The organism is Robertmurraya kyonggiensis, from assembly GCF_005116465.1.
Taxonomy (GTDB): domain Bacteria; phylum Bacillota; class Bacilli; order Bacillales; family Cytobacillaceae; genus Robertmurraya; species Robertmurraya kyonggiensis.
The window spans coordinates 1,913,921-1,935,270 of the sequence record NZ_SWBM01000001.1; the positions used below are offsets into that span (position 1 = coordinate 1,913,921).

A 21,350-nucleotide genomic window follows, 5' to 3' on the forward strand; every position below is an offset into this window, starting at 1 on the left:
TGATATGACAAAAACAAGGTTCTTTTCTCAAAACTAGAAGCTATTTCAACGAAAATAGGAAAGTGAGTTTAGAAGAATTCCTCTGACTCACTTTCCTTTATTAGTAACTAATATGGCTTCCAAGTTAATTGTTTTGCCTTTAGGAATCTTTGTTCCACATCATTCCAATTAACAATATTCCACCATTTATCTACATATTGCGCACGCTCATTTTTATATTGCAAATAATACGCATGCTCCCAGACGTCTAACACTAAAAGCGGGATCGTATCCCATTGCGTTAAGATCATATGGCGTTCTGATTGAAGAATTTCTAAACGACGTGATCGCGGAGACCAAACTAAAATGGCCCAGCCAACGCCTTCTACAGCTTTCGCTGCCTCCGTAAATTGCTTTTTAAAGGCTTCAAAACTACCAAAGTATTTCTCTATTTCTTTTATTAGCTTGCCAGAAGGTTTCCCCCCTCCGTTCGGGGTCATATTATTCCAAAAGATCGTGTGAAGGTAATGGCCCGAACCATGAAAAGCAAGCTCCCTCGACCAATGTTTAACGAGCGAGAAATCACCGGATTTTCTAGCATCCTCTAATTTTTTCTCCGCCTTATTTAACCCGTCTACATATGATTGATGATGTTTTGTATGGTGGATCCTCATGATTTCTTCTGAAATAACGGGTTCCAGCGCATTGTATGCATATGGCAATGGAGGCAATGTATGCTTTCCAACCTCTACAAAAGGATCTCTCATAAAGATCGTTCCAATTTCTTGTCGTTTAATAAAATATTCCTCCATATTATGATGAAGCTCTTCTACCTTTGATTGGAGGCCCCACAACTGTTGATCATTTAAATTCCCTGGTTGCCCCACCGTTTCTAAGACCTCTGTCAGTCCATCTAGTTTTTTCCAAATATCATCATCTCTGTCTACCTGTTCTGATTCGAGAAACTTCTTCCACTCTTGATTCCAACCCATAACCTCTTGAACATAGTCCTCAAACTTGCCCATTTTTCACCCTCATTCCATTTGCGATTTTTCTGCTTTTTGGATGCTTGAGAAAGTAGTCATTCAACATATGGTATGAATTGGATGTTTGAGTGTGCAAAAAAAGAGCGAGGTGGTTTATTTGGTAATTCCATGTTCGGTCATGCGGACAGCTTTCATCGGATTCTCGTAATAGTTGGCTTCATGAACCTTTCATGCGGACTCTATCCCATGGATTTCTTTCCGTAGTGGCTTCATAACCTTTCATGCGGACTCTATTCCATGGATTTCTCTCCTTAGTGTCTTCATAAACCTTTCATGCAGACTCTATCCCATGGATTTCTCTACATAGTGTCTTCATGAACCTTTCATGCGGACTCTATCCCATGGGTTTCTCTACATAGTGTCCTCATGAACCTTTCATGCGGACTCTATCCCATGGATTTCTCTCCTTAGTGGCTTCATGAACCTTTCATGCGGACTCTATCCCATGGATTTCTCTCCTTAGTGGCTTCATGAACCTTTCATGCGGACTCTATCCCATGAATTTCTCTCCTTAGTGGCTTCATGAACCTTTCATGCGGACAGCTTTCACTGGATTCTCGCAATAGTTGGCTTCACGTATGTTTCATGCAGGAAGGACTTTAGTCAATCCTGAACACCACTTAAATCCTTGTCCAAATGCAACAAAACGCACAAAAAGAGCCCTGCAATTAGCAGGACTCTTCCGCGTTTTATTTCGATTGAATCATTTTTGTTCGATAGTCAGTTTCATAATACTCAAGCTCTTCACGAATATTTTGGAAACTACCTTCAAGCCCTTTTAACAGTTCTTTTACGCTAGATGGTACTGTTTCTTGGAACTTGATTGAATTTTTGCCTGTATAAGCTGCACGGCTATCTTCAAACCACGCATCGCTCTTTGGCTGAAAAAATTCCTCTACACATTGATGGTAAATGCGATAAAGAGTTTTCTCTGCTGCCCCTTTAGGGAATGATTCTGATTGAAGGATAATCGCACAAGCTTCTAACCCTTCTTCACAGTAGACTAATAGCTTGCGAACATTTGATAAAATGGTCTTGTAATAGCTCTCGTCACCTTGCTCTTCTGCAAGCATCGATGCCAAAGTTGTATCATTAAGAAAATCCTCAAAAGTATGGACTGTCGTTTCAAGGAAATTCTTAACATCCTCAATTTGTGATTTAACCATGGTATTAGCCAATTCATACACCCCTATGAATATAATTAACGCTGTTTTCTTATTGATTGTTTATTTTCTAGCGAAAAAAACTTGTTGTTTTTTTCGTAAATGTCCTAATTTTTTTCTTTGAAAAAAATCTAAAGCCGACATTTACACCTCCTACGCAGTTCAGTGCAACATATCATTTTTGTACGGCACTTTTCGCTACCTTTTATTGTTTTTAAGAGGCAATATCGCTAGTCATTTAATCAATTTTTATCTACATGCAACAATCTTTGAGAAAAGAGCCATAATTAAGCATTAGAATATTATTGCGTTTGCTGGATAAACTCCAAAGGCGAACGGAGTTCATATCCATTTTGCTGTTCTAAACCTTCAAATATCGTTTTGATTTTTTCATAATCGAGATCTTTAAAAAAGGATGCGAATTCGTTTTGTGAATTAAAATAGACCCGCTTTCTGTGGCGGAATCCTGGATTTTTAATAAGGCATACAATGGCTACAATATCTTTGAAAAAGACCGTACGTTCGCCAATCTGAAATAGAGGAGCTTGCTGAAATGGAGTAAATTCTCCCATCACCTCATCAAAATAACGTAAATATAAGACCTGAAATGTCTTCTCGATCCCATCCTCTTGAAAGGTAACTTCGCTTCGATTAAAAAAGTCTTCAGATGTATTTGGCTTTTCCTTCTCTAATTCATACCCGCTACAATTCTTGATAAACATATGACCATTCCTTTAGTTTAATTAGAATGAAAGATTGAATAATTTTGCCTCATTTTTCACTTTCATTCTAACATACTCTTAGTTTAATGTGTCAGAAAAATCAAGAATCAATTGTTTCTTGGAACTTTTCAAAGAATAAATCAGCCTCTTCTTGAATATAGTCTTCGTCAACCTTCTCTGGAAGAGGAGGAAGCTCATCTAGACTTCTCAAGCCAAAATAATCAAGAAATTCCTTTGTTGTTCCGTATAAAATGGCTCTTCCGGTACCTTCAGCTCGACCTACCTCTTTAATAAGAGCTTTTGCTGCTAATGTATGAATTGGTCGTTCTGTTTTGACACCTCTAATTTCCTCAATTTCAGCCCTTGTTATTGGCTGCTTATAAGAAATAATCGCTAATGTTTCAAGTGCTGCCTGAGATAATGTAGTTGTTGTAGGAGAATCTACAAGCTTTTTTAAGTAGGCGGAGTTCTCTTTTTTCGTTGCGAGCTGGTAACTTCCCGCAAACTGAACAATCGTAATCCCACGATCGAGGTCATTCGAATAGTCCTCAGTCAATTGAAGGAGAATTTCCTGCGTATATGCCTCCTCGATTTCAAGAACTTGTGAAATCTGTTTAATGGATAAGCCTTCATCACCTGCTGCAAACAATAGACTTTCCACAATTCCTTTCCAATTAACAATTTCCAAAAATGTTACTCCTTCCCCATCACAAATATTTCCGTAAAATTGCTTTCTTGCTCAACAATGATTTCTCTTCGTTTCATTAATTCCAACACGGCTAGGAATGTAATGACGATATGTTCCTTTTCTGGAACTGGAAATAGGTCAAAGAAGCTTCTCCGACCTTTATGAGATCTCAACTCATTAACGATCTCTTCCATTCTCTGCTCGATTGGTATTTCTTGTCGCTGAATCTTTGTAGGCAGAGGTCTTTGCAACTTTTTCCTTCTTAACAGCTTCTGTAAAGCACCGAGCATATCATAAAGTGACACATCCAAATCTTTTCTTTCTGTGCTTTCTTCACTAACATATTCAGCTAGGTCGCTTGGTGGTTTGGTAAACATCAAGCCCCTCTCACCCTCTAGACTTTTCAAATCCGAAGCCGCTTCTTTATACTTTCTATATTCAATTAACCTTTCGACCAACTCGTCTCTCGGGTCTTCTTCAATTTCAAACTCAAAATCATCTTCTAATGATTCTTCATGCTTCGGCAGTAACATTTTACTTTTAATCGCTAACAACGTTGCGGCCATGACTAAAAATTCACTCGCCACATCAAGCTCAAGCTTTTTCATTGTATGTATATAGAAAAGATACTGCTCCGTAATTTCCGAAACAGGTATATCATAAATATCAATTTCAAGTCGATTGATCAAATGAAGGAGTAAATCTAGAGGTCCTTCAAAAGCATCAATTTTTACATTATAGTGCATCATATTTTCCACCAAAACTTCTCATAAATTCATTCAAACATACTAATAGTATAGAGGATTCAGATGGTATATCCAATAAAAATTTCATTACTGCATTGTTCTTTCCACGATATACCAAATTCTCTCTAAAATGATTAGGGTATTTGCCTATACAAGAAGACAAATGATTACATAGGATGTTACTGTACAAAAAAGAATATTAAGTAGGAGGTAATATAAATGTCAGCAGGTCATGGATTTGGCTCAGGCTTTGCCCTAATCGTAGTACTGTTCATTCTTTTAATTATCGTCGGTGCTTCTTGGTTCTAGAACAATATTCGGGAAAACTCGAAGAAATATAGCAAAAGTTATAACGTTTATGAAATACCCAGACATTCTCTGGGTATTTTCTTTTGGTCGACCAAGACAGCGATCTACGGTAAAATTAAAGAAAAAGAGGGCTAGGAGGCAGCGAATGTATCCAGAAGAATATATCGAATACTTGATCCACTTTCATGGGGATCGTGATTATTTTGAATGCCATGAAATTCTAGAAGAGTATTGGAAACAAGTTGATAAAAACAATAAAAATTCTATTTTAGTTGGCTTTATTTTGCTCGCTGTTTCTTGCTACCATCACAGACGAGAAAATTTCAGTGGAGCTCACCGTACCTTAAGTAAAGCATTAAACATTTTTCAGGAACAAAGAACTCAGTTAGTTCAATTCGGTTTCGAAGCAAATGAGTTTATCATTTTTTTACAAGACAGACTCTCTGTTATTCAAAGTCAGCGAGCCTACACTAGTATGAACTTACCTATACAGGATCAGAAACTAATTGAGCTATGCAAGAAAGCATCTGATAAAAAGAAATTCAACTGGTGTGAAGTGAGCGATCTTAGCAACAAGGAGCTTGTTCACCGTCATGCACTAAGAGACCGTAGTGACGTAATTGCAGAGCGTAATCAGGCAATCCAATTAAAACGCAAAAAAGGCAGTGAATAAAAACTATTCGCTGCCTTCCATTTTACATTTATCAATAAATTCTGCTGTCTCAGAAGATGCCTTAATTAATTTTCCCGGGAATACTTCCTTTAATGCTTGGACCATATTTTTCCCAATCCCTTGTTGTCGATGGGATGGGTTTACTGAAATATGCTGGATTTCAATTTGGTTCTCATCAATTAAGGAAACGCCAATAAGTCCGATAATATCTTCTTCTTTCCATAGGAAAAGATGCCACTGATCTGAATTTTCATACTGCTTCATTGTCGTTTGCAGTTTTTTCAAATCCTTTTCATTCGGCATAAAAGATAATAGACCCATCGCTATTTTTTCAAACGGCTTTTTATAACGAATTAACATTTAAGATCCCTCATTAATGGAATAAACATTTAGAATCTATTTTTTCCATTTTCTTCTCTTTTTAAACTACTCATGCACTATTATGCTATTAGCTCTTGACCCCTTTATGTATAGTATGTTGTTCTTGTGAAAATGGTTCTTTAGATGCACACCGATCGTTATTATCATACAAGATTTATAGAATTTCTTCAATCTCCAAATTGTAGGAAAGAAAGTTTTCATTCATTAACACCTAGTCTATAATAATAATTGAAACTTTCTATAACCTGATATCGTCTATGAAAAAGAGAAACAGCTATTTGTAGCTAGGAGGCTATTCAGATGAAAAAATTAATTATTATAGCTCTAATATTTATGTTATTCCTTTTGCCGGTACAAGCATTCGCTGACATGGCTGAAGGAGATATGATTATTACGTTAGGAGAAAATTTAACGGACGACCAGAAAAATTTACTTCTCGCAGAAATGAAAGCACCTGAGGATGCCCAAATTATTACGGTTTCCAATGCTGAAGAGCATCAATATCTTGGCAACTACATCGCCAAATCTTTAATTGGAACAAAAGCGATTTCTTCTTCCGCTATTACGGTTGGGAAAGAAGGTTCAGGACTTGAAGTTGAAACCAAGAATATTAACTGGGTTACAGATGAGATGTACATCAATGCTCTAATTACAGCTGGAGTTAAAGATGCGAGTATTTATATTACTGCGCCAACATCCGTTTCTGGAACAGCAGCTTTAACGGGAATTATTAAAGCTTATGAAATTTCAGCAGATACCACAATTCCTGAGGATGTTAAACAAGCTGCCAATGAAGAAATGGTTGAAACCGCAGAGCTAGGTGAGACTGTTGGACAAGAAAATGCTGCTGCCCTAATTGCTAAGATTAAAGAAGAGATTGCTAAAAACAAACCGGAAACAGATGCCGATCTTCGTGCCATTATCGAACAAGCAGCGAAAGAGCTAGGCATTACATTAACCGAAGAGCAAATTCAAAGCTTGATTGATTTGTTCAATAAAATTAAGAATTTAGATATCGACTGGAATCAAGTTGGTGATCAATTAAACCAAGCTAAGGATAAAATTTCTAAATTCCTTGAGAGTGAAGAAGGTCAAGGATTCCTAGAAAAGCTAAAAGAGTTTTTCGTTAGTTTAATTGATGCGATTAAAGCACTTTTTTCAAAGTAAATAAATAAGCTGCCCGATTGGGCAGCTTATTTATTTTGTGCTTTCACTTTTAATGGTAGGTCATGTCGGACAAGGTCAGCATATGTTTCTCTTCTCACAACGAGCGTTACCTGTCCGTTTTCTACGAACACAACTGGTGGTTTCGGGATTCGATTGTAGTTATTGGCCATTGAGTACCCGTAAGCCCCTGTACAGAAGACAGCTAGTACGTCTTCCTTCCCCGCTTTAGGCAATGGTAAATCCCAAATCAACATGTCTCCAGATTCACAGCATTTCCCTGCGATCGATACTGTTTCTTCTACTTCATCTAGAGGACGATTAGCCAATACCGCTTCATACTTTGCTTCATACAAAGCTGGGCGGATATTATCACTCATTCCCCCGTCTACCGCCAAATAGTTTCTGACGTTCGGAACTTCCTTCCTAGAACCAACTTGATAAAGAGTCGTTCCGGCATCTCCAACTAAAGAACGGCCAGGTTCAATCCAAATTTCCGGAATAGTCATACCAAAAATTCTTGCCTGTTCCTTAACCTCTAGAATGATTTCTTCAACATACTGGGAAGCTGGGATTGGGGCGTCTTCATTCGTATAACGAATTCCAAATCCACCACCTAGATTCAGAACCTTTACTTCATAGGAATACGTTTCTTTCCAGTGATTCAATTTTTCAAAAATCTTCCTTGCAGCAAGTATAAAACCGGTCGTTTCAAATATTTGCGAGCCAATATGACAATGAATACCTAGTAAGTTTAAGAAGTCGGAATGCATCCCGATTTTTACGGCCGACTCAGCCTGTCCATTTTGCAAGTCAAAACCAAACTTCGAATCTTCCTGCCCAGTTAATATATAATCATGAGTATGTGCTTCGATTCCCGGTGTAACACGAAGGAGGATATTTGCTTTTACTTCCTTCTCTCTACAAAGCTCCTCGAGCATTTTTAATTCATGAAAATTATCGACAACAATACAACCGATTTCATGTTCTAGTGCCATAGATAATTCTTCTCGACTTTTATTATTCCCGTGAAAATGAATCTTTCCGACTGGAAACTCAGCTGCAAGCGCAGTGTATAACTCACCACCAGATACTACATCAAGGGATAACCCTTCCTGCTCGACTAGCTGAATCATAGCTAATGTTGAGAATGCCTTACTTGCATAAGCAACTTGTGCTTTCACCCCTAATTTATCAAAGGTTTCTTTAAAACCTCGAGCTCTTTCTCTAATAAGAGCAACATCGTATACGTAGACTGGCGTACCAAACTCCTTAACGATTTCAAGTGTATCCACTCCACCAATTTCTAAATGGCCTTTATCATTTACATTGGAGGTACCATGCAAAAACATTCTCTATCCCCTCACTTCAGGTTAAATAAATAGACAGAATCTATTAGAGACTGTCTATTGTTATACGAAATTTTTATATTAGTTTAAACAATTTGAATAAAAATTACTTTACCATATTCGAGGGGAAACTTCAATTCCTATTTCCATACTTGGGATTGAAGTTTTACTAACTACTTGAAGATTGTTTTTGTCGTTTTTTGGGTTGTACAATGCTTGGTCTAATTTTAGAGCCAGGGGCAGACTTCCGAAATAGTATTTCCAAACATGCCCTTGGACTAAACGGTAAAAACGGCCAGAAATATGGGCTGTTAAAGGAGCGGAGATTTGCTAAGAACAATAAATAAAGTGTGAATCCTATAACAAGTCCAGGTACTTTGAAAATCGATACGAGTATGAGCAAAACGAGCTTCACGAGGGTATTCGCAATTCCTAATTCATAGCTTGGCGTTGAGAATGTACCCATTGCTGAAACGGCTACATAAAGGATAACTTCTGGTACAAATACTCCCACATCAATCGCAATTTGCCCGATTAATACAGCTGCAATCAACCCCATTGCCGTCGCTAATGGGGTTGGTGTGTGAATCGCTGCTAAACGTAGGAACATCAACCCTAATTCTGATAGAAATATTTGCAAAATAATTGGGATATGTGATTTCTCATTGGGACCGATAAATTTTAATTCCTCCGGTAAAAGCGATGGCTCTAATACAAATAACAACCAAAGTGGTAACAAAAATAGCGATCCAAATACACCCAAAAATCTGCACCAGCGAATGAAAGTTCCGACCGCTGGTGATTGTCGATATTCTTCGGCATGTTGCAAATGATGAAAGTATGTAGTTGGTGTGATAATGACACTCGGAGATGTACTTACATAAATCAATACATGCCCCTCTAATAAGTGGGTAGCAGCTACGTCCGCTCTTTCCGTATACCGAACTAAAGGATATGGATTATATCCTTGCTTAACTAGGTATTCTTCAACAGCTTTGTCAGCCATCGTTAACCCATCTACATTGATCGCTTCCAGTTCTTCTCGGATAATTTGAATTAAGTCTGTATTCGCAACATCTTTCACATATCCGATTGCAATGTCTGTTTTCGAGCGTTCTCCAACTTTTAGAATCTCAAATCTTAATCGTTCATCTCTAATTCTTAATCGAGTCAATCCTGTATTTAAAATAATATTTTCAACAAATCCATCTCTTGAACCTCGAACAACCTTTTCCGTTACAGGTTCATCTGGTTGTCTCCCTGGGTAGCTTCTGACGTCTACAGCAAAAGCTTCTGTTTCCCCTTCCATTACAATAACAATCAAGCCTGAAAGCAATTGATCCACGAGTTCATCCATTAATTTTACAGGCTGAACGGACTGATGTAGGAGGCGATTTTGGATGAGGTCATAAAGATCCTGATGGGAATTTTCATTATCATTCAATTCAACCAATTCTTTGATGATTTGTATAATAAAATTCGTGTCACATAGACCGTTCACCGAATAAATATGAACATCCTTCTTATGGATTTTAATTTTTCGAATCCCAAGATCAAAGCTTTCACCTAAACCAACCCGATCTTTCATAAATTGTTCTACTTCACTTGGGTCAGAAGGAATAGGTAGCTTTTCCACAGAAGACTTATTTGTCATAAAATCCACTCCTTTCAAGGATTATTTCAATTGCTTTCTTTGTTATGGGGGCACCAATTTCAAAGGAATCCTTGCCTGACATTTTTCCAACATCCCCAATCCCTACAATTACTGGTACATCTAACTGATCGAGAGAATACACAGTGTCTCCATTCAGTCTTCCAATATCCAATTCAGGTTCCCCATATTTATCCACTCCGTAAGGTGTCAATTCCCCATTTCGATCTACACTTACATCAATTTTTGTCCACTCAGCCTGCTTTGTTTTCGCAGCTACGGCCAGAACCCCCAACACTTCAATCTCCGGGTGTTTCGCAACATGCACTAGCGCCCTCTCTCCGTAGCCTTCTCCTACTAAGCCACTATCATCAAACATGACGAGGATTGGTTCTTGTTGTGCTTTCTTGATTAGAGCAACAATTTCTGATCCTGATAAAACAGTTGGGTTGCCATGAGACATAGAAATGCAGCGTCCGCCGATTTCCTGCGCTACGTGTTCAACTGCTTTTCTTGCATATTCATCCCCATCAGTAATGATAATAATGCGCTTTCGTTCACCCATAGATCGTTTCCTTTCTCGCTCCTCTATTTAACTTTTCGATTTGAACATTCAATCTGCTACATAATAGATCCACTGATACAAGGAACCAAAGATTTTTCCAAAAACAAACGCCATCATTAAAATCACAATCTTTTCTTCTAAACCTATTCTTTTGGCCAAAATCGGGAAAACATTTAATACTTCAGTTAGTGCTGCAGCCATCATCCCCACAAAAACTCCTCCCGCAGCTCCTAACGGGATTAATATAAATGAAGAAAGATAAAGAGCAGGGTCTCTTAAACTTGCGAAGCCGCCTATTAACGCACCGAGTACGACAGCCCACTGATACCAAACGATCATCTTCATCGTTTTTGTTAATTGTGTCAAACGAGGAATAATTCCGAGTACAGTTAAGAAAGCAACAAATCCTGAGCCTACCGCTAACCCACCTGCTAGACCTAGAAAAATCACAAAAGCGATTTTAATGACCATCGATACGTTTCATACTTTCCTTATTTTCCGTTAGGCTTACATAGCGATCTAAGTCTTGTTGGTAGTTAAACATTTCAACTTCAAGGGGGCTAGGCTCATCATTAAGTCGCTTGCGAAAAACATGATTGAAAAACAACACCATCCCCACACCAAGTCCGATAGAGTATGGAACCTGAAACAGCAATGGTTTTTTCTCAACTTTACCAGTGATGATCGCATAAATGCGTTGTTGGGTTTGCTGCATACTAACGTCTTCATGAAAATACATAATAGCTAACGCTGAACCTAAAAAGAGGAGACACCAAATTAAAATAAAGAATGGAATAGACACACCTTTTTTCTTGTAAATCACTTCAACAATTGTTTGTGAGGGACCAATTGTTTGTACTTCAATGCTATGGAGCTCCCGTGTAATCCGCTCTATAACCTTCATTACATCGATCACAATAATGTTGTTATCCTCGTCAGAAACCTTATGAATAGGGAGGTTTTTCAAAGCGGTGAGAATATTCTCATCAGCGATAATTTGTGCCAAATCCTTTAAATAGACTGTTTCTTGTGGACGAGTTTGGACACTGTGCCGCATTCGAATATAGATTGTTTCTTCCATCACTTTCACACCCCAAACATTGATTTCCTCGTATAACTTAGTATGAGTAACAACTATTTCCTTCATGAACACCAAAAAGTACCAAATTTGGTTCTTGAATAGCTGGAGCGTTCATGAAGACACTAATTGGAGAAAACCTAAGAACAGTGTCCGCATGGAGCGTTCATGAAGACACTATTTGCGGAAAACCTGAGAACAGTGTCCGCATGGAGCTTTCATGAAGACACTATTTGGGGAAAACCTGAGAACAGTGTACGCATGGAGCTTTCATGAAGACACTATTTGGGGAAAACCTGAGAACAGTGTCCGCATGGAGCTTTCATGAAGACACTATTTGGGGAAAACCTGAGAACAGTGTACGCATGAACCTTTCATAAAGACAACTATTGCTAGAATCCGCTGAAACCTGTCCGCATGAAGCTTTCATGAAGACAACTATTGCCTGAATCCGCTGAAATCTGTCCGCATGAAGCTTTCATAAAGACAACTATTGCCTGAATCCGCTGAAATCTGTCCGCATGAAGCTTTCATAAAGACAACTATTGCCTGAATCCGCTGAAACCTGTCCGCATGGAGCTTTCATAAGCACACAAACTAGAGAAACCGACCAACTTGTCACAAGAAAAGAACCGTATAGATTTAGACATCCATACGGTCCTTCATTTGCTGCAATATCTTTTTTTCCAATCGAGATACTTGAACCTGGGATATTCCCAGTCGTTCGGCCACCTCTGATTGGGTTTGGTCTTTGTAGTACCTCAAATACACGATAAGTCGTTCCCTTTCATCCAGCTCACGAATCGCTTCCTTTAGAGCAATTTTATCAAACCACTTGCCTTCATTCCCATCATCAATTTGATCCAATAACGTAATCGGATCCCCGTCATTTTCATACACGGTTTCATGAATGGAAGAAGGTGTACGGTTTGCATCTTGGGCTAAAATGATATCCTCAGATGAAATATCCAGATACTCGGATAATTCATTAATTGTCGGAATACGCCCAAGACTCTTTGAAAGCTCATCCTTCGCTTTTCGAATCTTATTGCTAAGCTCTTTGAGAGAGCGGCTTACCTTAACCGTTCCGTCATCACGAATGAACCTTTGAATTTCTCCAATAATCATCGGCACCGCATAGGTGGAAAATTTAACATCATAGGATAAATCAAATTTATCCACAGACTTCAATAAGCCTATGCAGCCAATTTGAAAAAGATCATCTGGTTCATAACCTCGATTAAGAAAACGCTGAACAACGGACCACACAAGTCTCATGTTTTTCTGCACAATTAGGTCTCTTGCGTCGCCATCCCCATTTTGACTTCTCTTAATGAGTTCTTTGACTTCACGATCCTTTAAATAGGTTTCATTTTTCTCTGACTTTACCTCCACATCCATAGGCAAGACTCCCTTAATTGCATAGCAATTTGCTTTTCGCTACGTGTTTTCTTAATCGAACTTCTGTGCCTTCTCCAATAATCGAGTTAACTTCAATTTCATCCATGAAATTTTCCATAATCGTAAATCCCATTCCTGAACGCTCTAATTCAGGTTTCGTTGTGAACAACGGTTGACGTGCTTCCTCAATATCAGTAATTCCCTGTCCGTTATCCTTGATCGTCATATCAATCAAATCGTCCTCAATTTTTACCGAAATATACACAATACCTTCAGGATTATTATCGTACCCATGAATAATGGCATTGGTAACAGCTTCTGAAACAACCGTCTTAATTTCTGTTAATTCATCCATCGTCGGGTCTAGTTGAGCGATAAAGGCAGCAACTGTAACCCTTGCAAATGACTCGTTTTGACTTAACGCATTAAATTGCAAATGCATCTCATTTTTCATTACGCAACCCCCAATCTTTTCAAAGCAAATTGTTCTGTCGGCTCCAAACGAATGATTTTAAACAAGCCAGACATATCAAATAACCTCTGAATGTTTGGGGAAATAGCGCAAACAACCATTTCACCATGTCTCTGTTTAATCTGTTTATATCTTCCAAGGATCACACCGAGACCCGAACTATCCATAAAGGTAAGAGATTTTAAATTCAGGACAATGTGACGGATGCTGTGCTCCTCAATTGCATTTGTTGCTCTTTCACGCAAATCATCTGCTGCATGATGATCCAACTCACCACTCAGACGAATGCATAAAACATCTTGTTTGATCTCCATTTCAATGTTTAGACTCACTATCCATAGCCCTCCTTAGTCTTTCATAGTGAGTCAATTCGATTTTTGATACTCCAATTCCTTCTTATGGACAAAACTAGTAACAATTCGCTAAAAAAAGTTGGAATAAGAGTCGTTTCGACACTAACATGAATAGCAACAGCAATTTACCCGTTATTCGCCTGATTTTGTAAACAATCCAAAGGAGCGCTTATATAGTTCCCACCAAGTTGCATTTTTCACGTCAACACTTGCTACTAAAGGACTTTCAACAATCGTTTTCCCATCAAGGGTGAGCCTTAATTGTCCAATCTCATCTCCTTTTTTGAGGGGAGCCTTCAGATCTTTTTTCAGGACTATTTCTTGCTGCACCTTTTCTACACTTCCTCCTTTTTTCGTTAAAATGGAGATCGGTTCACTTGTTACAGCCTCAATATTCTTTTTGTCTCCCTTACTGATTCTTGCTTTTTCTATTGAGACATTCCGTTCATACATTGGATGTGTTTCATATTGACTAAATGCATAATCTAGCATCTTCGTTACCTGTGCGTTTCTCGATTTAGAAGTAGGCGCTCCAAAGACAACAGCGATGACACGCATATTGTTTTTCTCTGCGGTAGCTGTCAAACAGTACTTTGCTTCGCCTGTATAACCAGTCTTTAATCCGTCCACACCGGGATAAAATTTCACGAGACGGTTTGTATTCACGAGCCAAAATTTTTTATCAGTATTTTCCCGTAAAAAAGATTCATATGTTCCAGTGAATTTTGTGATTTTGTCATATTTTAATAATTCTTTTGCGATAATTGCCATATCATGTGCGGTACTAAAATGATTTTCTGCAGGTAATCCCGTCGTATTTCGAAACTGTGTATTTTTAAGTCCTAACTCCTTCACCTTGTTATTCATCATTTCTACAAATGCTTCTTCTGAACCAGCAACTCGTTCTGCAACAGCAACGGAAGCATCATTTGCAGAACCAATGGCAATCCCACGTAGCATTTGTTCGGTCGTCATTTCCTCACCTGGTTCAAGAAAAATCTGAGATCCTCCCATAGATGCCGCATATTCACTTGTGCGGATTTTTTCATCCATTTTTAGCTTTCCAGTATCTATTGCCTCCATAATTAAAAGCATGGTCATTATTTTTGTCATGCTTGCAGGAGGTAATTTTTCATTGCTATTTTTATCGTAAAGAATTGTGCCTGTATCTCTTTCGATCAATATGGCTGATTTTGCTTCATCAGCTAGATTAATACCATTCTTTTCTTCTGCAAAAACTGCTGGTGCACTCATTGAGGTAACAATTAATAGAACGATGAATAATGATAGAAATCTTTTCACGACATAACCCTCCATTCTTTATAAATCCATTTTTCACCAACACAGAGAAAAATATACAAAAAAATCCCAAGGAGTTATCTCCTTGGGATTAATTATTTCTTAAGAATAAATTATTCAGTAATTTCCTCGTAAATCAGTGTTGGTGCAGCAGCTTTTTCAGCAGAAATCGTGATATTGTCATAAAGTTTGTTTTTAACTTCTTCAATATTTTCCGAGTTACTATAAATAGTAACGAGAGAATCTCCTTTTTGAACCGTGTCACCAATTTTCTTATTGAGCATGAAGCCTACTGCTAAATCAATCTCCGATTCTTTCGTAGCTCGACCAGCGCCAAGTAGCATTGCAGCTGTTCCGATTTCATCTGCGACCATATCGGAAACATATCCATCTTCTTTTGCTGCTAGTTCATAGATGAATTTAGCCTGCGGCAGCTTTGTCGGATCATCAACAACTGTTGGGTCTCCACCTTGTGATTCTAAGAAGACTTTAAACGATTCAAGCGCAGCTCCATTTTTCATAACTTCCTGAAGTTTTGCTCGCGCCTCTTCAAGAGTTGCCGCTTTGTTCGCTAGAAGAACCATATGACTACCTAATGCTAAGCAAAGTTCTGTTAAATCCTCTGGACCTTCACCTTTTAGGGTATCGATTGCTTCCTTTACTTCTAACGCATTTCCGATAGCAAATCCAAGTGGCTGGCTCATATCAGAGATTATCGCCATTGTTTTTCTTCCGACATTATTCCCAATGCGAACCATTGCTTTAGCAAGTTCTCTCGAATCGTCAATTGTTTTCATAAATGCGCCTGCACCTGTTTTAACATCTAAAACGATTGCGTCAGCGCCTGCTGCAATTTTTTTACTCATAATCGAGCTTGCAATTAACGGAATACTATCAACTGTTGCTGTTACGTCACGAAGTGCATATAGCTTTTTATCAGCTGGTGTAAGGTTTCCAGTTTGACCAATTACAGCAATTTTGTTTTTGTTCACTAGGTCAATAAATTCTTCCTTGCTTATCTCAACGTGGAAGCCTTCAATCGCTTCAAGCTTATCAATTGTTCCCCCTGTATGTCCAAGACCACGTCCGGACATTTTTGCAACAGGGACACCAAGGGCTGCAACAAGTGGACCTAGAACGAGTGTTGTTGTATCACCTACACCACCAGTAGAGTGCTTATCAACTTTAATGCCTTCAATAGCAGAAAGGTCAATTTGCTCACCTGATTCAACCATAGCCATCGTTAAATCAGCTCTTTCTTTTTCCGTCATCCCTTTAAAGTAAATCGCCATTGTTAATGCGCTCACTTGATAATCAGGGATCGTGCCATCTGTGTAACCTTTAATAATAAAACCAATTTCCTCTGTAGAAAGCTCAAGTCCGTCTCTCTTTTTCTCTATTAAGTCGACCATTCTCATATCATTCACCACTTTATCTAATATAGATGTTTACGCGCCCATCTCTTTAACCATTTCTTTTACAAAACGAAGGAAGTTTTCTTTTACTCTCTCTGTAGTTTCAATAACTTCTTCATGGTTTAACGGTTGATCCAAAATACCAGCAGCCATATTTGAAATACAGGAAATCCCTAATACTTGAAGTCCACTATGACGAGCCACAATCACTTCAGGAACAGTTGACATTCCGACTGCATCTCCACCCAGCGTTCTAAACATGCGAATCTCAGCCGGAGTTTCGTATGTTGGTCCAGTATTTCCAACATAGACTCCTTCTTGGAGCTTGATATGTATATTATTTGCTACTGTTTTTGCTTTATTAACTAATTCCTTCGAATACGCTTCAGACATATCTGGGAATCGAACACCTAATCTTGAATCATTCTTACCGATTAGTGGATTGGAACCCATATTGTTAATATGATCAGTAATGAGCATCAAGTCACCTGGTTCAAAATCTTTATTCACTCCACCAGCAGCATTTGTCACGATAAGTGATTCCACACCAAGTTCTTTCATTACACGCACAGGGAAAGTCACTTGCTCAAAGCTATAGCCTTCATAGTAGTGGAATCTTCCTTGCATCGCGACTACTGGTATACCGTGGATTGTTCCAAATACTAACTGACCAGCATGTCCCTCTACCGTTGAAACTGGAAAATCAGGGATTTGATCATAAGGTGTGCGCACAGCATCTTCAATTTCCTCAGCTAGGACACCTAGCCCTGACCCAAGAATGAGACCAATTTTCGGTTGGACTTTTGCTTGTTCCTTTAAATAATTTGCAGCTTGCTGGATTTTTGCATAATCCATTTTATTCCCCTCCAAATCAATAGAAGTTAGTAGGCACCGCTTTAATGAAGTAAATGCCTACTTAGAGTTTTTTATTTTAGTTCGCCAAGGAAGCTTTTGCCGTAGTTTGGCATTTTAACTGAGAAGTTCTCAGCGACAGTTGCTCCGATATCAGCGAATGTCTCACGTAATGGTAATTCCTTGCCTTCCAATTGCTTCGAATAAACTAATAAAGGTACGTATTCACGAGTATGGTCTGTTCCAGGATGGACTGGATCATTTCCATGGTCAGCTGTAATGATGAGCAAATCATCGTCCTTCATTTTTGCAAATACTTCTGGAAGTCTTGCATCGTACTCTTCAAGCGCTTTTCCATAACCTTCTGGATCTCTTCTATGACCAAAAAGGGCATCAAAGTCTACTAAGTTTAAGAAGCTTAAGCCGGTGAAGTCCATATCAAAAGTTTGTACAAGCTTATCCATTCCATCCATATTAGAAACAGTTCTTAAGGATTCGGTTACACCCTCTCCATCGTAAATATCGGAGATTTTCCCGATGGCAATGACGTCTAGTCCAGCATCTTTCATTTCGTTCATTACCGTTCGATCAAATGGCTTAAGTGCGTAATCATGACGGTTTGCCGTTCTTTTGAACGCACCTGGCTCACCGATAAATGGTCTTGCAATAACGCGGCCCACCATATATTTCTCATCAAGCGTTAATTCACGAGCGATTTTACAAATCTTATATTGCTCTTCTATTGGAACGATGTCTTCGTGTGCTGCAATTTGAAGAACGGAATCAGCAGAGGTATACACGATAAGTGCCCCTGTTTTCACATGTTCTTCTCCAAGTTCATCAAGAATTTCTGTTCCACTTGCAGGTTTGTTCCCAATGATTTTACGTCCAGTTCTAGCTTCTAACTCTGAAATTAGTTCATCAGGGAACCCATCTGGAAACACTTGAAATGGAGTACTGATATTCAACCCCATGATCTCCCAATGTCCAGTCATTGTATCCTTACCACTTGAAGCTTCCTGCATTTTTGTAAAATATGCTAGTGGTTTCTCTGCTTTCGCAATTCCTTTAATTTCACGAATATTGCTTAAGCCTAATTTCCCCATATTCGGCATGTTCAGCCCGTTCATTTTTTCAGCAATATGACCTAATGTATCTGAGCCTAAATCACCAAATTTTTCTGCGTCTGGAGCTTCACCAATCCCCACAGAATCCATTACAACTAAAAAAATGCGTTTGAATTGAAAAGTCATCTATTTTCCTCCTAGCTCAAAAATCCCAATTAAATATAAAGCGTTTTCTAAAATAAGACTTTTACACCAATCTTATTTTCTCCTGCTTCTTCTTATAATAATCGAACAAATTCTATTCGTCAGAAGTCTGACATCTGTATTTTACTAAAAAATATAAGAAAAAGCTACCAACATCGGTAACTTTTCTGTGTCTATTCTATTAAACTATTAAGCACGAGGATGAAATTGACTGTAGACATCCTTAAGTCTCGTTTTCGTGACATGTGTGTAAATTTGCGTTGTTGAAATATCAGCATGACCAAGCATTTCTTGTACAGCTCTTAAGTCTGCCCCATTTTCTAATAAATGGGTTGCAAAAGAATGGCGCAACGTATGCGGCGTAAGTTCTTTTTGTATGCCAGCTTCAGCTGTAAGACGCTTTAGGATTTTCCAAAACCCTTGTCTTGTCAGTCTTTTTCCATGATGATTCAAAAACAATGCATCGTCTTTATGCTTTTTCGATACAAATTGAGGACGTCCCTCATCTAAGTATTTCTGGATCGATTCTGTTGCGGTTTTTCCAAGGGGAATAATTCTCTCTTTATTTCCTTTTCCAATACAACGAACAAATCCCATCGATAAATGAGCATCCCCTGTATTTAAGCCGATGAGTTCACTAACACGAATGCCTGTCGCATACAAAAGCTCAAGCATTGCCTTGTCTCTTAACCCATAGTGGTCATTACTTTTTGGAGAATCTAGCAATCGTTCTACTTCTTTTAAGTTCAAGACCTTCGGCAACGTTCGCTCAAGCCTTGGTGTATCAATGTGAACAGAAGGGTCTTGGTCTACAACCTTTTCTCTAAATAAAAACTGATGAAATGCACGGACAGACGCTACATGTCGTGCCAAGGTTTTCGATGATTTTCCCTGTTCCTTTAAATGACCTAAAAAATGAACAATCTGTAGCCTTTGAACATCTTGTAAATTTGTGATTTTTTCAACCTTTAGGAGAAAGTCAATGTAGCTTTTCAAATCTCGTTCATAAGAAATAATTGTATTTTGAGCTAGTCCTTTTTCTACGATTAAAAAATGTGTAAAATCCTTTAGTTGAAGCTCCATTTTCATTACTCCCCGTTTAAATAAAACAAAATTAACCGATCGAGCCATGTTGGCTCCTCTTGAGTCCCGCTCGCAGACACCTTTACTGCCGTCCCATTCGGCTCATCGTAGCGGTGATAATTTTGATATTCTTCATTTACCCACATGATACCATAGTAAAAGAGAATTGTGCATGTAGTGAAAAGTAAAAATACCTTCAATGTATTAAATACTAACTTTAACCACGATCTCATTTGTTCTTTCCTCCAAAAGCAGCCTTTATAGTAAAGGTATGCCAAGTAGGACAAGAAATATACCTGTGGATCAAAAAAGCCTTTTTCCCATCGAAAAAGGCTTTACTTCTATTCTTCTGTTGTTTCTTCCGCTTGCTCTTCGTCATTATCGGAGCAACGATAGCAGATCCCATGAAATGTTAAACGATGGTCTTTAATTTTGAAGTTCCATCTACGTTCAACAATCGCTTCTACATCTTCTAATAAATCCTCTTGAATTTCATCAACCGCTCCACATTCTATACAAACTAGATGGTGGTGGAAGTGAGCAGCACCTTCCTGTCTCAAATCATAACGAGAGACTCCATCTCCAAAGTTAATTTTATCTACTATTTTTAATTCAGTTAACAACTCTAGTGTTCTATAAACTGTTGCTAATCCGATTTCAGGCGACTTCTCTTTCACAAGGAGGTACACATCTTCAGCGCTTAAATGATCCTCTTCATGTTCTAATAAAACACGTACGGTAGCTTCACGCTGCGGTGTCAATTTATAGCTCGATGAATGTAAATGCTTCTTTATTCTCTCAATTCTTGTTTCCATTACGATAGTCCTCCTCGCCACTGTCACTTACTTATTATAACAGATGCTTCTTCGATTTCAAATTGAAAATTATTATAAATAAGCAACAATAACGATTATAAAATAATAATTATTATTAGATGATATTATCTTTTAAAAAGAATACTAGAATGATACAAAAAATACTTAGCGCGCCTGAGTATCATATCCTATTTTTCTATATTGTGCAATTCGTCCTATCACTGTACGGCGTTCACTACTAGCTTCATGAGAGCTGGAGAAACATAAGCTTCGATACTTGCTGCTGCAACGAGTAAAAAGAGAGCTCCTAAGAAGGCAAGTGCATAGCGCCCTAGTAATGGAAAAATGGGCTGTCCTAGTTTTTTCATAAATTGCTTCCGTATCATTTTTAACGAAAAAGCGACAGAAAGTGTAGCGCCGAAGATAAAAATCGGAATGATAATAAGATTTTGTGGCAGAATGGACACAAATGAAAGGAGGAAACCGTCCCATTGCATTTGATTTACGAGAAAGCCTACTGTAAAACCAACAACCATTCCCTTTATAAACAGTAATACGAGTATAACCGGTAGACCAATAATTGAAATCCCCAATATCCACATTAATCCTATAAACTTAATGTTGTGAAAGAAGCTTTGAAGCAGTATATCATTAGAGGCAGCAACTTTTCCGGTCGACACCTGCCCAAAAAATTGTGACAAATAATAGAACAAATCTTCCTTCTGATTAAAACTTAAACTATTAACAACGATTGCTCCAAAAATAACACCCATTAAAAACAACACAATCACAAACAAATATATGGACGAGTGCTCTCGGAAATGATTTGCGACGATATCCTGGTACATTCTTTTTTTCATGTGCTTCGAGCCTCC

The 21,350-nt window shown here is 38.3% G+C and carries 25 protein-coding genes; 3 read left to right on the top strand and 22 right to left on the bottom strand.

Translation table 11 applies throughout. The features are described from left to right. Positions 1-107 precede the first annotated feature (107 nt). The 5 genes from FA727_RS09620 to FA727_RS09640 all read right to left on the bottom strand — a co-directional run bounded on the left by FA727_RS09620 (position 108) and on the right by FA727_RS09640 (position 4,344). On the bottom strand, positions 108-1,004 hold the full coding sequence (locus FA727_RS09620) for a superoxide dismutase (protein ID WP_136830673.1): 897 nt from the start codon (positions 1,002-1,004) through the stop codon (positions 108-110). 710 nt (positions 1,005-1,714) lie between these two features. Next, the gene (locus tag FA727_RS09625; RefSeq protein WP_136830674.1) at positions 1,715-2,203 is read right to left on the bottom strand and encodes a YpuI family protein; all 489 of its coding nucleotides are present in this window, start codon (positions 2,201-2,203) and stop codon (positions 1,715-1,717) included. Positions 2,204-2,490: 287 nt separating this feature from the next. Continuing rightward, a complete protein-coding gene (locus FA727_RS09630) occupies positions 2,491-2,910 on the bottom strand; it encodes a hypothetical protein (RefSeq protein ID WP_136830675.1) in 420 nt (139 codons plus the stop codon). A gap of 100 nt (positions 2,911-3,010) precedes the next feature. Next, positions 3,011-3,598 (bottom strand): SMC-Scp complex subunit ScpB, encoded by a 588-nt coding sequence (gene scpB, locus FA727_RS09635; protein WP_136830676.1) that lies wholly within the window; start codon positions 3,596-3,598, stop codon positions 3,011-3,013. 5 nt (positions 3,599-3,603) lie between these two features. Beyond that, on the bottom strand, positions 3,604-4,344 hold the full coding sequence (locus tag FA727_RS09640; RefSeq protein ID WP_281280876.1) for a segregation/condensation protein A: 741 nt from the start codon (positions 4,342-4,344) through the stop codon (positions 3,604-3,606). Between the two features lie 219 nt (positions 4,345-4,563). Here FA727_RS09640 and FA727_RS09645 point away from each other — a divergent pair, with 219 nt between their 5' ends. Both FA727_RS09645 and FA727_RS09650 read left to right on the top strand, forming a co-directional pair. Beyond that, entirely contained in the window at positions 4,564-4,653 is a 90-nt protein-coding gene (locus FA727_RS09645; RefSeq protein WP_126409049.1) for a YjcZ family sporulation protein, read from the top strand. 145 nt (positions 4,654-4,798) lie between these two features. Next, positions 4,799-5,326 (top strand): DUF309 domain-containing protein, encoded by a 528-nt coding sequence (locus FA727_RS09650; protein ID WP_136830678.1) that lies wholly within the window; start codon positions 4,799-4,801, stop codon positions 5,324-5,326. Positions 5,327-5,329: 3 nt separating this feature from the next. Here FA727_RS09650 and FA727_RS09655 read toward each other — a convergent pair whose 3' ends face one another. Further along, positions 5,330-5,686 (bottom strand): GNAT family N-acetyltransferase, encoded by a 357-nt coding sequence (locus FA727_RS09655; RefSeq protein ID WP_136830679.1) that lies wholly within the window; start codon positions 5,684-5,686, stop codon positions 5,330-5,332. 321 nt (positions 5,687-6,007) lie between these two features. Between FA727_RS09655 and FA727_RS09660 the strand changes: the two genes are divergently transcribed. Further along, positions 6,008-6,874, top strand: a complete 867-nt coding sequence (locus tag FA727_RS09660) for a DUF1002 domain-containing protein (RefSeq protein WP_170209252.1) — start codon at positions 6,008-6,010, stop codon at positions 6,872-6,874. Between the two features lie 26 nt (positions 6,875-6,900). Here the strand turns inward: FA727_RS09660 and lysA are convergent, their stop codons facing one another. The 16 genes from lysA to spoIIM form a co-directional block, all read right to left on the bottom strand. After that, entirely contained in the window at positions 6,901-8,223 is a 1,323-nt protein-coding gene (gene lysA / locus FA727_RS09665; protein WP_136830681.1) for a diaminopimelate decarboxylase, read from the bottom strand. A 166-nt stretch (positions 8,224-8,389) separates the two neighbouring features. After that, the gene (locus FA727_RS09670; protein WP_136830682.1) at positions 8,390-9,874 is read right to left on the bottom strand and encodes a spore germination protein; all 1,485 of its coding nucleotides are present in this window, start codon (positions 9,872-9,874) and stop codon (positions 8,390-8,392) included. Continuing rightward, positions 9,864-10,436 (bottom strand): stage V sporulation protein SpoVABEA, encoded by a 573-nt coding sequence (gene spoVAEA / locus FA727_RS09675; protein WP_136830683.1) that lies wholly within the window; start codon positions 10,434-10,436, stop codon positions 9,864-9,866. The genes FA727_RS09670 and spoVAEA overlap by 11 nt, the downstream gene beginning before the upstream one ends. Before the next feature lie 48 nt (positions 10,437-10,484). Beyond that, positions 10,485-10,907: a stage V sporulation protein AB gene (locus tag FA727_RS09680; protein WP_136830684.1), complete on the bottom strand. Its 423-nt coding sequence runs from the start codon at positions 10,905-10,907 to the stop codon at positions 10,485-10,487. Next, positions 10,897-11,517, bottom strand: a complete 621-nt coding sequence (locus FA727_RS09685) for a stage V sporulation protein AA (RefSeq protein ID WP_136830685.1) — start codon at positions 11,515-11,517, stop codon at positions 10,897-10,899. The genes FA727_RS09680 and FA727_RS09685 overlap by 11 nt, the downstream gene beginning before the upstream one ends. Before the next feature lie 639 nt (positions 11,518-12,156). Continuing rightward, positions 12,157-12,915 (bottom strand): RNA polymerase sporulation sigma factor SigF, encoded by a 759-nt coding sequence (gene sigF / locus FA727_RS09690; protein ID WP_136830686.1) that lies wholly within the window; start codon positions 12,913-12,915, stop codon positions 12,157-12,159. A gap of 13 nt (positions 12,916-12,928) precedes the next feature. Then, positions 12,929-13,369 carry an anti-sigma F factor gene (gene spoIIAB, locus FA727_RS09695; protein ID WP_136830687.1) on the bottom strand — a complete coding sequence of 147 codons (441 nt, stop codon included), beginning with the start codon at positions 13,367-13,369 and terminating at the stop codon, positions 12,929-12,931. Further along, complete coding sequence (spoIIAA, locus tag FA727_RS09700; RefSeq protein WP_136830688.1) at positions 13,369-13,719, bottom strand: anti-sigma F factor antagonist; 351 nt, start codon at positions 13,717-13,719, stop codon at positions 13,369-13,371. The genes spoIIAB and spoIIAA overlap by 1 nt, the downstream gene beginning before the upstream one ends. Before the next feature lie 153 nt (positions 13,720-13,872). Beyond that, the gene (locus FA727_RS09705; protein WP_438646626.1) at positions 13,873-14,994 is read right to left on the bottom strand and encodes a D-alanyl-D-alanine carboxypeptidase family protein; all 1,122 of its coding nucleotides are present in this window, start codon (positions 14,992-14,994) and stop codon (positions 13,873-13,875) included. Positions 14,995-15,152: 158 nt separating this feature from the next. After that, positions 15,153-16,457 carry a pyrimidine-nucleoside phosphorylase gene (locus FA727_RS09710; protein WP_136830690.1) on the bottom strand — a complete coding sequence of 435 codons (1,305 nt, stop codon included), beginning with the start codon at positions 16,455-16,457 and terminating at the stop codon, positions 15,153-15,155. Between the two features lie 30 nt (positions 16,458-16,487). Beyond that, positions 16,488-17,309: a purine-nucleoside phosphorylase gene (locus FA727_RS09715; RefSeq protein WP_136830691.1), complete on the bottom strand. Its 822-nt coding sequence runs from the start codon at positions 17,307-17,309 to the stop codon at positions 16,488-16,490. A gap of 71 nt (positions 17,310-17,380) precedes the next feature. Then, positions 17,381-18,559, bottom strand: coding sequence for a phosphopentomutase (gene deoB, locus FA727_RS09720; protein ID WP_136830692.1), 1,179 nt, complete (start codon positions 18,557-18,559; stop codon positions 17,381-17,383). A 207-nt stretch (positions 18,560-18,766) separates the two neighbouring features. Further along, complete coding sequence (gene xerD / locus FA727_RS09725) at positions 18,767-19,660, bottom strand: site-specific tyrosine recombinase XerD (RefSeq protein ID WP_136830693.1); 894 nt, start codon at positions 19,658-19,660, stop codon at positions 18,767-18,769. A 5-nt stretch (positions 19,661-19,665) separates the two neighbouring features. Next, positions 19,666-19,893 carry a YqzK family protein gene (locus tag FA727_RS09730; protein WP_126406755.1) on the bottom strand — a complete coding sequence of 76 codons (228 nt, stop codon included), beginning with the start codon at positions 19,891-19,893 and terminating at the stop codon, positions 19,666-19,668. A 108-nt stretch (positions 19,894-20,001) separates the two neighbouring features. Beyond that, positions 20,002-20,475: a ferric iron uptake transcriptional regulator gene (fur, locus tag FA727_RS09735; protein ID WP_136830694.1), complete on the bottom strand. Its 474-nt coding sequence runs from the start codon at positions 20,473-20,475 to the stop codon at positions 20,002-20,004. Positions 20,476-20,693: 218 nt separating this feature from the next. Then, entirely contained in the window at positions 20,694-21,335 is a 642-nt protein-coding gene (spoIIM, locus tag FA727_RS09740) for a stage II sporulation protein M (protein WP_136830695.1), read from the bottom strand. Between the last annotated feature and the right edge of the window lie 15 nt (positions 21,336-21,350).

Excerpts from the sequence above, each read along its gene's own strand:
- FA727_RS09705 (WP_438646626.1), bottom strand. The coding sequence starts at position 14,994 with ATGAGTGCACCAGCAGTTTTTGCAGAAGAAAAGAATGGTATTAATCTA.
- sigF (WP_136830686.1), bottom strand. The coding sequence starts at position 12,915 with ATGGATGTGGAGGTAAAGTCAGAGAAAAATGAAACCTATTTAAAGGAT.
- FA727_RS09650 (WP_136830678.1), top strand. The coding sequence starts at position 4,799 with ATGTATCCAGAAGAATATATCGAATACTTGATCCACTTTCATGGGGAT.
- FA727_RS09710 (WP_136830690.1), bottom strand. The coding sequence starts at position 16,457 with ATGAGAATGGTCGACTTAATAGAGAAAAAGAGAGACGGACTTGAGCTT.
- FA727_RS09655 (WP_136830679.1), bottom strand. The coding sequence starts at position 5,686 with ATGTTAATTCGTTATAAAAAGCCGTTTGAAAAAATAGCGATGGGTCTA.
- FA727_RS09670 (WP_136830682.1), bottom strand. The coding sequence starts at position 9,874 with ATGACAAATAAGTCTTCTGTGGAAAAGCTACCTATTCCTTCTGACCCA.
- FA727_RS09660 (WP_170209252.1), top strand. The coding sequence starts at position 6,008 with ATGAAAAAATTAATTATTATAGCTCTAATATTTATGTTATTCCTTTTG.
- deoB (WP_136830692.1), bottom strand. The coding sequence starts at position 18,559 with ATGACTTTTCAATTCAAACGCATTTTTTTAGTTGTAATGGATTCTGTG.
- FA727_RS09620 (WP_136830673.1), bottom strand. The coding sequence starts at position 1,004 with ATGGGCAAGTTTGAGGACTATGTTCAAGAGGTTATGGGTTGGAATCAA.
- spoIIM (WP_136830695.1), bottom strand. The coding sequence starts at position 21,335 with ATGAAAAAAAGAATGTACCAGGATATCGTCGCAAATCATTTCCGAGAG.
- FA727_RS09680 (WP_136830684.1), bottom strand. The coding sequence starts at position 10,907 with ATGGTCATTAAAATCGCTTTTGTGATTTTTCTAGGTCTAGCAGGTGGG.
- FA727_RS09640 (WP_281280876.1), bottom strand. The coding sequence starts at position 4,344 with ATGCACTATAATGTAAAAATTGATGCTTTTGAAGGACCTCTAGATTTA.
- FA727_RS09630 (WP_136830675.1), bottom strand. The coding sequence starts at position 2,910 with ATGTTTATCAAGAATTGTAGCGGGTATGAATTAGAGAAGGAAAAGCCA.
- xerD (WP_136830693.1), bottom strand. The coding sequence starts at position 19,660 with ATGGAGCTTCAACTAAAGGATTTTACACATTTTTTAATCGTAGAAAAA.
- spoVAEA (WP_136830683.1), bottom strand. The coding sequence starts at position 10,436 with ATGGGTGAACGAAAGCGCATTATTATCATTACTGATGGGGATGAATAT.
- FA727_RS09645 (WP_126409049.1), top strand. The coding sequence starts at position 4,564 with ATGTCAGCAGGTCATGGATTTGGCTCAGGCTTTGCCCTAATCGTAGTA.
- FA727_RS09730 (WP_126406755.1), bottom strand. The coding sequence starts at position 19,893 with ATGAGATCGTGGTTAAAGTTAGTATTTAATACATTGAAGGTATTTTTA.
- spoIIAB (WP_136830687.1), bottom strand. The coding sequence starts at position 13,369 with ATGAAAAATGAGATGCATTTGCAATTTAATGCGTTAAGTCAAAACGAG.
- lysA (WP_136830681.1), bottom strand. The coding sequence starts at position 8,223 with ATGTTTTTGCATGGTACCTCCAATGTAAATGATAAAGGCCATTTAGAA.
- fur (WP_136830694.1), bottom strand. The coding sequence starts at position 20,475 with ATGGAAACAAGAATTGAGAGAATAAAGAAGCATTTACATTCATCGAGC.
- FA727_RS09715 (WP_136830691.1), bottom strand. The coding sequence starts at position 17,309 with ATGGATTATGCAAAAATCCAGCAAGCTGCAAATTATTTAAAGGAACAA.
- FA727_RS09685 (WP_136830685.1), bottom strand. The coding sequence starts at position 11,517 with ATGGAAGAAACAATCTATATTCGAATGCGGCACAGTGTCCAAACTCGT.